The 13,287-nt window shown below is 74.3% G+C and carries 12 protein-coding genes; 1 reads left to right on the forward strand and 11 read right to left on the reverse strand.

The annotated features are described in order from the left end of the window. Positions 1 to 5: 5 nt before the first annotated feature. Positions 6 to 779, reverse strand: coding sequence for a thioesterase II family protein (locus IEZ20_RS18255; protein WP_189299823.1), 774 nt, complete (start codon positions 777 to 779; stop codon positions 6 to 8). A gap of 208 nt (positions 780 to 987) precedes the next feature. Here IEZ20_RS18255 and mhpA point away from each other — a divergent pair, with 208 nt between their 5' ends. Further along, positions 988 to 2,643, forward strand: a complete 1,656-nt coding sequence (mhpA, locus tag IEZ20_RS18260; protein ID WP_189299825.1) for a bifunctional 3-(3-hydroxy-phenyl)propionate/3-hydroxycinnamic acid hydroxylase MhpA — start codon at positions 988 to 990, stop codon at positions 2,641 to 2,643. Between the two features lie 165 nt (positions 2,644 to 2,808). Here the strand turns inward: mhpA and IEZ20_RS18265 are convergent, their stop codons facing one another. The 10 genes from IEZ20_RS18265 to IEZ20_RS18310 all read right to left on the reverse strand — a co-directional run bounded on the left by IEZ20_RS18265 (position 2,809) and on the right by IEZ20_RS18310 (position 13,208). Then, a complete protein-coding gene (locus IEZ20_RS18265) occupies positions 2,809 to 3,726 on the reverse strand; it encodes an ROK family protein (RefSeq protein WP_189299827.1) in 918 nt (305 codons plus the stop codon). A gap of 2 nt (positions 3,727 to 3,728) precedes the next feature. Beyond that, positions 3,729 to 4,424, reverse strand: coding sequence for an HAD-IA family hydrolase (locus IEZ20_RS18270; RefSeq protein WP_189299829.1), 696 nt, complete (start codon positions 4,422 to 4,424; stop codon positions 3,729 to 3,731). Between the two features lie 7 nt (positions 4,425 to 4,431). Next, complete coding sequence (locus tag IEZ20_RS18275; RefSeq protein WP_189299833.1) at positions 4,432 to 5,526, reverse strand: Gfo/Idh/MocA family protein; 1,095 nt, start codon at positions 5,524 to 5,526, stop codon at positions 4,432 to 4,434. Beyond that, positions 5,523 to 6,683 carry a 3-amino-5-hydroxybenzoate synthase gene (gene rifK / locus IEZ20_RS18280; protein WP_189299836.1) on the reverse strand — a complete coding sequence of 387 codons (1,161 nt, stop codon included), beginning with the start codon at positions 6,681 to 6,683 and terminating at the stop codon, positions 5,523 to 5,525. The genes IEZ20_RS18275 and rifK overlap by 4 nt, the downstream gene beginning before the upstream one ends. 170 nt (positions 6,684 to 6,853) lie before the next feature. After that, entirely contained in the window at positions 6,854 to 7,696 is an 843-nt protein-coding gene (locus IEZ20_RS18285; RefSeq protein ID WP_189299838.1) for a shikimate dehydrogenase family protein, read from the reverse strand. Beyond that, positions 7,693 to 9,111: a 3-deoxy-7-phosphoheptulonate synthase gene (locus IEZ20_RS18290; protein WP_189299841.1), complete on the reverse strand. Its 1,419-nt coding sequence runs from the start codon at positions 9,109 to 9,111 to the stop codon at positions 7,693 to 7,695. Before IEZ20_RS18290 ends, IEZ20_RS18285 begins: the two co-directional genes overlap by 4 nt. Next, on the reverse strand, positions 9,108 to 10,184 hold the full coding sequence (locus IEZ20_RS18295) for a 3-dehydroquinate synthase family protein (RefSeq protein ID WP_189299843.1): 1,077 nt from the start codon (positions 10,182 to 10,184) through the stop codon (positions 9,108 to 9,110). The genes IEZ20_RS18290 and IEZ20_RS18295 overlap by 4 nt, the downstream gene beginning before the upstream one ends. 148 nt (positions 10,185 to 10,332) lie before the next feature. Beyond that, positions 10,333 to 11,676, reverse strand: a complete 1,344-nt coding sequence (locus IEZ20_RS18300) for an NAD(P)/FAD-dependent oxidoreductase (RefSeq protein ID WP_189299846.1) — start codon at positions 11,674 to 11,676, stop codon at positions 10,333 to 10,335. A 55-nt stretch (positions 11,677 to 11,731) separates the two neighbouring features. Further along, entirely contained in the window at positions 11,732 to 12,538 is an 807-nt protein-coding gene (locus tag IEZ20_RS18305; RefSeq protein WP_189299849.1) for an arylamine N-acetyltransferase, read from the reverse strand. Positions 12,539 to 12,581: 43 nt separating this feature from the next. Continuing rightward, positions 12,582 to 13,208, reverse strand: coding sequence for an acyl carrier protein (locus tag IEZ20_RS18310; RefSeq protein ID WP_189299851.1), 627 nt, complete (start codon positions 13,206 to 13,208; stop codon positions 12,582 to 12,584). Positions 13,209 to 13,287: the final 79 nt, after the last annotated feature.

A 13,287-nucleotide genomic window follows, 5' to 3' on the forward strand; every position in this document is an offset into this window, starting at 1 on the left:
TGGGATCAGCGGGTGGTGTCGGCGCCCTGGCCGCTCAGACTGCGGGACAGGAGTGCGATGACCTCGGCGCTCCGCTCGACGTGGAAGAAGTGCCCGCCCCGGAAGACCTGGACGTCGGTCGGGCCGGTGGTGTGCTCCTCCCAGGCGTGGGCCTCGTCCAGCGTGGTCCGGGGGTCGGCGTCACCGGTGAGCACGGTCACCGGGCAGTCGAGCATCGTGCCGGGGTCGTGCCGGTAGTTCTCGATGGCGGTGTAGTCGCTGCGGATCGCCGGCAGGAACATCGCCAGCACCTCCGGGTCGGCCAGGATCGCCTGGTTGGGGCCGCTGAGGGCGCGCAGTTCGGCCAGCACCTGCTCGTCGGTGGCGGCGTGCACGCGCTCGTCGCGGTACCGGGAGGGAGCGCGCCGGCCGGAGGCGAACAGCCGTATCGGGGAGGGCAGTTGAGCCTCGCGCATGCGCAGGGCCACCTCGTAGGCGAGGACGGCTCCCATGCTGTGACCGAACAGGGCGAGCGGCCGGTCGTCCAGGTGGCGCAGCGCCGCGAAGATCTGGTCGGCGTAGTCGGGGATGTTGTCGATGCCGGGTTCGTGCCGGCGCGTCTGCCGGCCCGGGTACTGCACGGCGAGGACCTCGACCGCGGGCGCGAGGGCCGTGGCGACCGGGAAGAAGAAGCTCGCCGAACCGCCGGCGTGGGGAAGGCAGACGAGCCGTACCGCGCTGTCGGGCGAGGGGCGGAAGACGCTGACCCACTTCTCGAACTGTGCCGTTGCTCCAGGCATGCCGAATGGCTCGCTTTCACGTCGGGGAACTGCGCGGATCAGCGTCTGGTACGGGACTTCGGCAGGTTATGCCGAGCGGTCGCGCGGCCGGTATCCCTCAACCTGATAGCCCTCGGGCGGATCCCGGCCGGAACCGGCCGACGGGCCGTACGCTCACCACGAGTCACCCGAGCAGGGCCCGTCAGCAGGCCGTACCGAGGGGGTTTCCATGTCCGCTGTCCCACCCAACGGCACGAGGACGTCCGCGAGTTCGCATGACACGGATGTGCTCGTCGTCGGATACGGGCCGGTCGGCTCGGTGCTGGCGGTGCTGCTGGCGCAGCGCGGCTGGCGGGTGACGGTCCTCGAACGCCGGCGGCGGCCGTACACGCTGCCCCGTGCGACGAGTTTCGACGGGGAGACCGCCCGGCTGCTGGCCGGTACGGGCGTCGGCGGGGAGCTGGGCCGGATCACCGAGCCGGGCACCGGCTACCAGTGGCGCACGGCGGACGGGGAGACGCTGCTGGACATCGAGTTCACCACCGAGGGGCCGTACGGCTGGCCCGACGCCAACACCATGCACCAGCCGGCGCTGGAGGAGCTGCTCGCCGCCCGTGCCGCCGAGTTGCCGGGCATCACGGTGCTGCGGGACCGCCGGGTCGTGGATCTCGCCGACGGCCCGGACGGGGTGACGGTGACGGCCGAGGACGAGGAGGGGGCGACGCGGACCTTCTCGGCGCGCTGGGTGGTCGGCTGCGACGGCGCGAACAGCTTCGTACGGGAACGGATGGGCGTGTCCGTCACCGATCTCGGGTTCTCCTACGAGTGGCTGCTGTGCGACGTGGAGCTGCGTGAGCCGCGGGAGTTCGCGCCGACCAATGTGCAGCTGTGCGATCCGGCCCGGCCGACCACGCTGGTCGGGAGCGGGCCGGGGCACCGGCGCTGGGAGTTCATGCGGCTGCCGGGCGAGCGGGCGGCCGACCTGAACCGGGAGGAGACCGCGTGGCGGCTGCTCGCACCGTACGGCGTCACCCCGGACACCGCGCGGCTGCTGCGCAGCACGACGTACATCTTCCAGGCGCGGTGGGCCGACGAGTGGCGGGCGGGGCATGTGCTGCTGGCCGGGGACGCGGCCCATCTGATGCCGCCGTTCGCGGGGCAGGGCATGTGCTCGGGCGTACGGGACGTGGTCGGTCTGGCCTGGCGGCTGGACCTGGTGCTGCGCGGCACCGCCCCGGAGTCGCTGCTGGACAGCTACACCGAGGAGCGCCGGGTGCAGGTCCGTGAGTCGATCCTGGCGTCGGTGCAGCTGGGGCGGCTGATCTGTGTGACGGACGCGGCGGCCGCGGCGGAGCGGGACGCGACGGTGCTGGCGAACCGGCGCGGGCGGGGCCCCGGCCGGCCGGACCCGGCCCGGCCGATCACCTGCGGCCTGCTGCACCGCCCGGACGGCACGGACACCCGGGTGCCGCCCACGGGCGAGGTCCTGCCGCACGCCCGGCTGCTCGGGCCGTCCGGCGCCCCGCCGCTGGAGGACCCGGTGCGCGGCGGGTTCGTCCTGTTCACCAAGGCGGAGGCGGAGACGGGCCTCACCCCGGACCGGCTGTCGTTCCTGCGGGACGTCGGTGCGCGGGTGGTCCGCCTGTGGCCGGCCGGCGGCGCGTACGACGGCACGGGCGGCGCGGTGGAGGCGGTGGACGCTCTGGACGCCGACGGGGTGCTGCGCGCCTGGCTCGACCGGTACGGCGCCACCGCCCTGCTGGTACGCCCCGACTACCACGTCTTCGGCACGGCCACCGGTCCTGACGGGACGGCCCTGCTCGTGGACGACCTCCGCACCCGACTGACCACACCGGCACCGGCACCCGCGGGGCGCCCCGGCTGACCCGGCGGGGCGGGCGCGGACGGCTTCCCGCCGGGACAACCTCCGCGCCCGGCGGCGGGGTTGCCGGTCGGGGGAACCGGCGGCGCCGGCCGCTGCCGCGCGGGCGGGCGCGCGGGGAGGGGCCTCCGGGGACAGGGGCCGGGCGGGGGCGGGCGTCCGGGGTGGTCAGAGGCGTTGGGCCAGGAGGACCGCACCGCGTAGCGATGAGAGGCCGCCCAGCCGGGCGGGGGTGAGGGGTGGGGTGGGGTGGCCGGGGCGGGCGAGTGCGGTGAGGTGGGTGGTGACGGCGGGCAGGAGGGCCGGGATGCCCGCCGCGAAGCCGCCGCCCAGCACGGCTCGGTCGGGGTGGAGGAGCTCGGTGACGCTCGTGAGGGCCGTGGCCAGGGCGCGGGCCGTGCGGTCCAGGGCCGTGACCGCCCAGGGCAGGTGGTCGCGCAGGCCGGCCCGTAGCTCGTCGAAGGTGACCGGGGCGCCGCGGAGTGCGGCGGCGTGGGCGAGGGTGGCCGGTCCGGACGCGGTCGCCTGGAGGCAGCCCCGGCGTCCGCAGACGCACTCGGGGCCGTCCTGGTCGATCGTCAGGTGGCCGATCTCGAAGGAGCCGCGCGCGGGCCCGGGGCACAGCGTGCCGTCGAGGACGAGTCCGCCGCCCACTCCTGTGCCGACGCCGACGTAGAGCAGGTGGGCGCAGTCGGCCGCGTCCGCCTCGGCGAGGGCGCCGAGGTCGCCGTCGTCGGCCCAGGCGACCGGAGTTCGGGGGAACAGCCCGCGTAGGGCGGGGCCCAGGGCGAGCCCGGCCCACGCGGGGCGGCTGGGCCAGGCGGTGACCCGTTCGTCGGGTCCGACGGTGGCGGGCATGGCGACGCCGACGGCCCGTACGTCCGCCAGGGCGGGGAAGGCCTTGAGGTGTGCGGCCAGGTCGGCCAGGTCGGCCTCGGCGTCCCGGTGCGGGCCCCAGGTGAAGGCCGACTCCTCTGTCCGGCCGTCGGCGGTCTCCACGCGCAGGGCGACCTTGGTGCCGCCGACGTCGATGCCCAGGCAGCCCGGCGCGGTGACGCCGGGCTGCCGGTCACGGGGAGCGGGCACGCTCAGTCGCCCGGTACGGCCGGGCACAGCGCGAGCAGGTCGCAGGGGCGGCGCAGGACCGCGTCGGGCCCGGCGGCGAGCAGTTCCTCCTCGTCGGGACCGACCCACAGGGCGGCGGCGGAGGCCACTCCGGCGTCGCGGGCGCTGGCCAGGTCGGTGGGCGCGTCGCCGACCATGATGGCCTGCTCGGGCGGCACGTCCAGCAGTTCCAGCGCGCGCTGCACGATGTCCGGTGCGGGCTTGGGCCGGGGCACCTCGTCGGAGCCGATGACGTGCGCGAAGAACGGCAGCAGGCCGAGCCCGTCGAGCAGCGAGCGGGCGCGGTCACCGGCCTTGCCCGTGGCCACGGCCAGCCTGAGGCCCCGCACCCGCAGGGTCAGCAGGAGTTCGAGGACGCCGTCGAAGACCTCCACGCGGTGGGCGAGCCGGTAGCTCTCGCGGACGAAGGGCTCCTCCATCTCCAGCGGCAGCCCCATGATCCGCATGATGTCGGGGAAGTAGCGCCCCTGGTGGCGCACGTACTCCTCGAACGGGGCCGGGCCGTCGCCGACGACCTCCGCGTAGGCGACCGCGAAGGCCTCCCGCATGACGGCGAAGCTGTCGACGATCACCCCGTCCAGGTCGAAGACGACCGCCCGCCGGGTTGCCGTCAGGAGGCCGGCCGGGGCGAGGGGCCGGTCGGGCGAGTGGACTGTCATGGGGTCCTCATCTGCTGGTGGTCTGCTGGTACGCGGGCTCGCTCGGCCCGTCGCGTCCGGCCCGGGCGGAGGCGTAGAGGCGCTCCATGAGCCGTACGGTGGTGCGTGCCTCGGCGACGGCCCGGCCGCGGCCGGCCGGGTCGGCGAGGAGGGCGGGCACGCCGTCCAGCTGCCGCCCGTACTCCGCGCCGACGGGTTCGGCGGGGACGGGCAGCCGGCGGGTGGTGCCCTCGCGGGTGAGGGTGAGGACGGACTCGGGCTGCCGGTTGGGGCTGAAGCCGAAGGTGCAGCGCAGTTCGGCGGTGCCGGCGCTGCCCTCGATCCGGATCAGGGACAGGTCCGTCGCCTCGTGCGAGGCCCAACTGGCGCGGAGGGAGACGGAGATGCCGTCCTCGCGGAGCAGGAAGCCGCGGGCGGTGTCCTCGACGTCGCCGGTGAGGGCGGCGGCGGGCCGCTCGCGGCGCCAGGCCGCGGACCACTCGCCGGTGTTGAGGAAGTCGTCCGAGACGGCGCCGACGGCCTGGTGGACCGGGGACGGGCCGAGCAGCGCGGTCAGGGTGTCCACGAGGTGCCAGCCGAGGTCGACCAGGGCGCCGCCGCCGGCCTCGCTGCGCCGGGTGAACCAGCCGCCCGCCCGCGGCACCCCGCGGGCCCGCACCCAGGCCAGGTCGACGTGCCGCACCTTCCCCACCTCGGGCAGGACCGCCGCCAGTTCGAGGACGTCCGCGCGGTGGCGGGCGGCGCTGCCGGCCAGCAGCAGGCCGCCGGCCCGCTCGGCCGCGGCCAGGGTGTCGGCCTCGGTGCCGGACAGGCACACCGGTTTCTCCAGGAAGACGGACACGCCCCGGCCGAGCAGGCCGGCGGCGACCGTGGTGTGCAGGTGGTTGGGTACGGCGACGACGGCGAGGTCGACGGCCCGGGGGTCGAGCGCGTCCGTCGCGGCGTGGGCGGGTACGCCCGTCTCCGCGACGGCGTCCGCCCGGGCGGCGGGGTCGGGGTCGACGACGGCGACCAGGTCGAAGTCGGGGTGGGCCCGCAGCCGGGGCAGCCACAGCTCCCGCCCCGCCCAGCCGAGCCCCACCACGGCGGCCCGTACGCTCATATCGCGGCCACTGCGTCCGCGATGATCTCGGCCGTGAGTTCCAGGTCCCGCTCGTCGGCGAGGAGGACCCGGTGGTGCAGCCAGACGCAGTCGCTGCTGATGGCCTCGGTGTGCGGGCAGCGCTCGGCGACCTGCTCCACGGTCTCGTCGGGGGCGCCGGTCTCCCAGAAGGCGTCGGTGCGGTAGACGGCGCGGAACGCGGCGAACGCGGGCAGCCCGGCCTCGACCAGCCGGTCCACCAGGGCGTTGCGGTCCGCCTCGGTGATGCCGGGGATCCGGAACATCGCCATGTAGTGGGTGTTCTGGTCGGCGCGGACGTCACCGCCCTGCGGCACGACGCCGTCGACGGCACCGAGCAGCCGGGACAGCAGCGCCCAGCGCCGGTCGCGCAGCTCCGTCTGGGCGGGCAGGCGGCGCAGCTGGGCGCGCAGCACGGCGGCGGAGAACTCGTTGAGCCGCATGTTGGTGCCGGCGACCTGGTGCTTGTAGTGCCGGTCGGTGCGCGGCCGGCCGCAGCTGTGCCGCAGGAACGCCGCCTCGTACAGGTCGCTGTCGGGGAACAGGACGGCGCCGCCCTCGCCGGCGGTCATCAGCTTGCCGTTCTGGAAGGAGAACGCGGCGACCGTGCCGAGTTCACCGACCCGCTTGCCCTGCCAGCGGGCGCCCTGGGCGTGGGCCGCGTCCTGCAGGATCGCTACGCCGGTGTCGGCGGAGAGCTTGCCGAGGGCGTCCATGTCGGCCATCAGACCGGCCATGTGCACGGGCATGATGACGCGGGTGCGCGGGGTGACGGCGGCGGCCGCGGCGGCGACGTCGATGTTGTACGTGTCGGGGTCGACGTCGACGGGGACCGCGACGGCGCCGATGCGCTGGGCGGCCTGCGAGGAGGAGATGAAGGTGAAGGCGGGCACGATGACCTCGGTGCCCGGGCCGGCGCCCATGACCTGGAGGGCGAGTTCGAGGGCGTGGGTGCCGTTGGTGACGGCGAGGGCGTGCGGGGCGCCGTGGAATTCGGCGAACTCCTGCTCGAAGGAGGCGACTTCCTCCCCGCCCATGCGCCACCACTGGCCCTGTTCGAGGGCCCGGATCAGACCGGTGCGCTCCTCGTCGTCGTACTGGGGCCATGTGGGGAATTCCGGTGCCGGTCGCGCGTTCATGGTTCTCCAAATCTCCGTCGGGAACGGGCTGGGCGGGAGTGAGCGGGCGAGGCGAAGGGGGCGACAGAGCCGGTCCGGACGGTTCGCGCAGTGCTGGCCGTCCTCAGACTAGGACGCGGTGTGCCGGGCCTCCCATCCCTCGGTCTGGTAGTCGGCCGGTGGCGGGTCGGTCAGGGCGTGTGCAGTCCGAAGAACGCACGGTAGGAGTCGATCTGTCCGGTGAGCATGTGCCGTCCGTGGTGCACGTGGAGTCCGTGGGCGTCGGCCTCGCGCAGCAGCCGGGTCTCGCGGGGTTTCATGATGATGTCGGCGACGACGGCGCCCGGTGGCAGCGCGTGCGGCGGGAAGGGCAGCGGGTCGTCGGGGCGCAGGCCGAGCGGGGTGGCGTTGACGGCGATGTCGCTGTCGGCCAGGGGCGGTTCGCCGGCGGCCCGGACGCGGCCGGGCCAGTGGGCGGCCAGCCGGTCGACGAGGGCGGTCAGCCGTGGGGTGTCGGGGTCGGTGACGGTCAGCCGGTCCGCTCCGGCGGCGAGCAGGGCCGCCGCGATGGCGCTGCCGGCCCCGCCCGCGCCGACGAGTGCCACGCGGGCGCCCTTCGGCTGGTGCCCGGCCTGGGCGAGGCCCGCGACGAAGCCGGAGCCGTCGAAGTTCTCGGCGAGCCAGGTTCCGTCGGGTTCACGGCGCAGCGCGTTGGCGCTGCCGGTGATCTCGACGGTGGGGCTGCGCCGGTCGGCGAGCAGGGCGGCGGCCGTCTTGTGCGGGACGGTGACGAACAGGCCGTCGAGGTTGCCGACGCGCTGGAGCCCGCGGACGACCGGCTCCAGGTCGGCGGGGCGGACGTGCACGGGAACGAGTACGGCGTCGATGCCGAGGCGGGCGAAGAGCGGGTTGAGCAGTCCGGGCGACTGGACCTGGCCGACCGGGTCGCCGAGGACGGCGTAGAGCCGGGTGGTTCCGCTGACCAGGGTCTGCCGGGGGGTGCCGGCGGGGGCCTGCTGCGGGGTGTCGGTCATCGGGGTGCCTCCGTGCTGCGCGTCGCCCAGGTCGCGTACGACTCCGCGACGGTGAAGGCGAGTTCCATGGACTGTTCGGCGTTGAGGCGGGGGTCGCAGGCGGTGCGGTAGCGGGCGGGCAGGTCGTCCTCGGTCAGGCCGCGGGCGCCGCCGGTGCACTCGGTGACGTCCTCCCCGGTCGCCTCCAGGTGCAGGCCGCCGGGGTGGGTGCCGAGCGCCCGGTGCACCTCCAGGAAGCCGGTGATCTCGTCGAGGATGTGGTCGTAGCACCGCGTCTTGTAGCCGGCCGCGGTGGTGCGGGAGTTGCCGTGCATGGGGTCGCAGCTCCAGATGACCTGGCGGCCGGAGGCGGTGACCTTCTCCACGATCGGCGGGAGCACCTCGCGCACCCGGTCGTGGCCCATCCGGCTGATCAGGGTGACCCGGCCCGGTTCGCCGTGCGGGTCGAGGCGTCGTACGTAGTCGAGCGCCTGTTCCGGGGTGGTGCCGGGGCCGATCTTCACGCCGACGGGGTTGGCGAGCAGTTCGGCGAAGGCGATGTGCGCGCCGTCGGGGTGCCGGGTGCGCTCCCCGATCCACAGGAAGTGGGCGAGTCCGCTGGACAGCCGGGGTTCGGGGCCGTCGGGGTCGGCCCACAGCAGGGTGCGTTCGTAGTCGAGCAGCAGTGCCTCGTGGCTGGTCCAGATCTCGCCGAGGCGGGGGGCGGGGGCGCCGACGCCGGTCATGAAGCGCAGCCCGCGGCCGATCTCCGCGGCGCGTGCCCGGTGCCGGCGGCCTCCGGGCGCGGTGCTGACGAACCGGTGGTTCTCCTCGTGCAGGGCGTGCGCGTCGGCGAGGTCGCCGTGGGCGAGCCGGCGGACGACGGTCATCGCCTCCCGGGCGTGGTGGTGGGCGCGCGCCATGCGTTCGGGGTCGGGGGTGCGGGCGGTGTGGCTGGGTTCGGCGGAGTTGACGATGTCGCCCCGGTACACGGGCAGTCCGTGCGCGTCGACGGCCGCGGAGCGGGGCTTGGCGTACTGTCCGGCGGCGCGCGCCACCGTGACCACGGGCAGGCCGGCGGCGTGGGTGAGGACGAGCGCCATCCGCCGGAGCAGGCCGAGGTTGGCCCGCAGGTGGGGTTCGGTGCTCTCGGCGAAGGTCTCGGCGCAGTCGCCGGACTGCAGCAGGAGGGCCTCGCCGCGGGCGACGGCGCCGAGCCGGTCGAGCAGCCGCCGGGTCTCGGCGGGCGTGACGAGGGGCTCGCCGGCGGTCAGCCGGCGGACCACGGCCCGGACCCGGTCGGGGTCGGGCCAGCCGGGTTGCTGTGCGGCGGGCCTGGCCAGGGCCGCTTCGAGCCGGTCGGCGAGGGTGCGCTCGACGGCCCGCCGCCGGATCCGCCCGGGGGTGCCGGGCGGCCACCGTGGTGAGTACGTCATGTCACCGCCGCCTCCGTTCCCGCGGTGCCGGCCGGGGTGCCGGTGACGAGCCGGTCGAGGGGGGCGCGTTCCATCCGGGCCAGGGCCTCGGCGACCGCCTGCTCGGGCACGTCGGTGACGAGGTCCGCGCCGGACGGGCCGTCCAGGACGAAGGTGAGGCCCGAGCGGGCCTTCTTGTCCCGCCGCATCAGCTCGATCAGGGTGCCGGGGTCGGCGTCGTCGGGCAGTGCGGTGGGCAGGCCGTAGGAGGCGACGTGGGCGCGGTGTTCGCTCACCCGGTCGGGTCCGATCCGGCCGAGGAGGCCGGCGAGGAGCCCCGCGAAGACGGTACCGATGGCGACGCCCTCGCCGTGCCGCAGGGCGAAGCCGGTGGCGGCCTCCAGGGCGTGGCCGAGGGTGTGGCCGTAGTTGAGCAGGTGCCTGAGGCCGGTGTCGCGTTCGTCGGCGGAGACGATGCCGGCCTTGAGGGTGACGCTGGCCGCGATCTGTTCGGCGAGCGGCAGTCCGTGCAGGCCGGGGGCGCCGATGAAGTGGCAGCGGGCGATCTCCCCGAGCCCGTTGCGCAGTTCGCGGGGCGGCAGGGTGGTCAGGTAGTCGGTGTCGCACAGCACGGCGGCGGGCTGCCAGTAGGCGCCCACGAGGTTCTTGCCCTCGGGCAGGTTGACGGCGGTCTTGCCGCCGACGCTGGCGTCGACCTGGGCGAGGAGTGTGGTCGGCAGGTGGACGACGGGGATTCCGCGGTGGTAGAGCGCGGCGGCGAGGCCGACGACGTCGGTGGTGGTGCCGCCGCCGACGGAGACGACGGCGTCGGAGCGGGTCAGCCCGAACCGTACGAACGCGGCGCACAGGGACTCCACCGTGGCGAGGGTCTTGTCCGGTTCGCCGTCCCGGGCGGGCAGCAGCAGTGTCTCCGCGCCGGTGTCGGGCACCCACTCCGGGGGGCGGGCCGAGACCACGGCGACGCGCCGGGCGCCGAGTCTGCCGATGATCCCGGGCAGGGCGGAGCGCACTCCGGGACCGATGAGCACATCGTAGGACCGGTCGCCGAAGCGCACCGGGACTTGTCTTGTCACTTCCGTCTCACCTTGTTCGGTAGTGCGCGGATTGTTCGGTAGTGCGCGGACTCGGTCGGTCGCCCGGAGCCCGGCCGGCGGCGGCACACCGCGGCCGGGTCTCCGTGGCGGACGGGCCCCGGAGGGCTCGGGCCTCCGGAGAGGGGCGTTACTGGCCGGCGGTCACCCGGCGGATGCGGGACTCGGCACGCTCCTTGCGGTCCTGCTCGTCCAGGTGCGGGTAGGACGGGCAGCCGTAGACCCGCTGGAACGGCTCGAAGGTGTCCCACTCGGGGCGCCTGCGCATCTCCTGGGCGACCGCGTTGTGCTCGCTCCAGAAGTCGCCGCCGATCAGCCGGATCAGGTAGCGCTCCAGCGTGTCGCGGTCGGTGGTGCGGCCGGCGTCGGCGGCGACCGCGACCAGTTCACCGTCGTAGAAGGCGTGGATGAGCCGGATGTAGGTGTCGTAGCCGGTCTTGAAGAAGTTCTCGTACTCCGCGATCAGCCGGTCGGCGTCCTGCGGGTCCTTCAGGGCCCGGCTGATGTTCTCGGCGGCGCGGACCGCGGTGGCGGAGGCGACGAGGACACCGCCGGAGAACATGGGGTCGCCGAAGCAGCCGGCGTCGCCGACCATGACCCAGCCGGGGCCGGTGACGGTGTCGGCGTGGTAGCAGTAGTCGGTCTCGACCTTCAGGTCCATGATCGGGCGGGTGCCGGTCAGCCGGGTGGTGATCCGCGGTACCCGGGCGAGGTGCTCCTCGAAGACCTTCTCCGGGGTGGAGGCGCGGAAGACGTCGCGGGGCATGACGGTGCCGACGCTGATGACGTCCTTGGACAGCGGGATGGCCCACACCCAGCCGTCGGCGTGCGCGCCCACCTGGATGTCGCCCTCGACACCGAGGTTGTGCTTCTCGTCCAGGCCGTCGTAGTGCCGGAACACCGCGACCATGCGGAGCTTCTCCAGCGTCTTGCGCAGCCCGAACTTGTGGGCGATGCGCCCGGAGCGCCCGCTGGCGTCGACGACGTACCGCGAGCGGACCTCGTGCTCCTCGCCGCCCTCGGTGTAGCGGACGCCCACCATGCGGTCGCCCTCCATCAGCAGCTCGCCGACGGTGGCGCCGAAGTGGATGTCGGCGCCGGCCTTGCCGGCCTCCTCGACGAGCATGCGGTCGAACCTGGACCGCTGGACCTGGAAGGCACGGTCGTAGCGGCCCTCGCCCTGCTTGCCGAAGTCGGCGCGGAAGACACCGGAGAAGAACTTCGTCTCGGTCGGGTCGATGAACTCGCCGCCGAACTTGGGGACGTAGCCCCCGCTCTCCACCGCCTCCCGGATGCCGATCCGGTCGAACAGGCCCATCATGTACGGCAGCAGGGACTCGCCGATGTGGAAGCGCGGGTTCTCCTCGCGCTCCAGGAGCACCACGGAGTGCCCCTCCTTGGCCAGCGTGTAGGCGCTCACCGCGCCGGCCGGTCCCCCGCCGATGACGACGACGTCGGCCGAGTTGTTGCTCATGGAATGTCCTTCCGGTCGGTTGCTGGTGATGTGCTCGGGTGGGTCCGCCGGCCGGTCACGCGAGGCCGGCGGGGTCGGGGTCGCCGGTGAGCAGGGCGGTGACGAACCGTTGGTGTTCGGCGTCGTCCACGACGGTGCGGACGCGTTCGCGGCCGTCCCGGACGACCAGGAGCCGGCGGCCCTTGAGGACGGCCTGGCCGTCGGCGAAGGTCCGGCCGCACAGGGTGCCCTGGCCGTCGTCCGGGGCGGCGGTGGCGTGGTGGGCGCGGGCCCGGTCCTCCAGTTCCTTCCAGTCGTGCCACTGGCGGGCCTGGAGCCGGAAGGTGTAGACGGTGCCCCACCGGGTGACGCGCCCGCGCCGCTGCAGGGCGATCGCCTCGCCGCCCTCGTCGTCCTTGCGGACGAGCCGGTACTGGCAGCCGTACTGGGTCTGCACCTCGTCGCTGACGCGCAGCGGTTCGAGGTACGACGGTCCGGGGTAGCCGACGTCGACGAGCCACTGCTCGCCGTCGACGACGGCCCGGATGAACATGTGCTCGATCTCGGTGCCGAAGTTCTCCCGGCCCTCGGCGGTGCTCGCGGCCAGCAGGGACACCTCGTAGCCCAGTTCGGACAGGAGCCGGAAGAAGAGCCGGTTGAGCTGGAAGCAGGTGCCGCCCAGGCCCTCCATGATCCCGGCGCGGAACACCTCGTCCTCGTCCACGTCCACGAGGTGGACGCCGTCGGCGAAGCCCTGCCCCGCGACGTTGTACGGCACAGTCATCAGGTGCTGTTTGTGCAGCGTGCGCAGGGTGTCGAGGTCGGGCCCCGGCGCCTGCCCGGCCCAGCCGATGCGCTGGAGATAGGCATCCACGTCGAACATGAGGTCATCTGCTCCCTTGGGGTCGGTGCGGTGGGTGGGCGCCTCAGACGGACAGGGCCACGGGCCCGTTCGCGTCCTCGCCGTACATGCGCTCGGTCAGATGGGCGACGATCAGCGCGGCGGTCGGATGGTCGAGGACGAGGCCCGCGCCGAGCTTGGTGCCGGTCAGCTCGCCGAGCCGGTTGCGCAGTTCCAGGGCGGTCAGCGAGTCGAAGCCGATCCCGAACAGGCCCTGGTCGGCGTCGACCCGGTGGTCGCCGGCGTAACCGAGGACAACGGCGATCCGGGTGAGCACCAGCTCCAGGAGTGCCTCCGCCCGCTTCCCCGCCGGCAGCTCGGCCAGGCGTTCGGCCAGCCGACGCCGCTCGTCCCCGGTGACCGCGGCCCGCGCCGACTGCCGGCCCGCGCGGGCCGGCCCGCGCAGCAGCGGCGGCACGGTGGCCCCGGCGGTCGCGTCGGCCCGCAGACCCCGCAGGGCCGGCTTGGCCGGCACGAGCAGGGTCCGGTCGCTGCCCAGCGCCGCGTCGGTGACAAGGAGCGGTTCGAGGTACGAGGGTCCCGGGCAGCCGGCGTCGACGAGCCGATCGGCGCCTTCCAGCGCGACCCGGCTGAACATATGCTCCACCTCGGTGCCCAGGTTCTCCCAGCCGTCGGCGGTGCTGGCCGCCACCGGCGTGGCGTCCTAGCCCAGTTCGCTCAGGAAGCCTGTGCAGCGTCTCGATGCTCACCTTTTTCTCGCCGTCGCAGCC

It is taken from the genome of Streptomyces cinerochromogenes (genome assembly GCF_014648635.1).
GTDB classification, from domain to species: domain Bacteria; phylum Actinomycetota; class Actinomycetes; order Streptomycetales; family Streptomycetaceae; genus Streptomyces; species Streptomyces cinerochromogenes.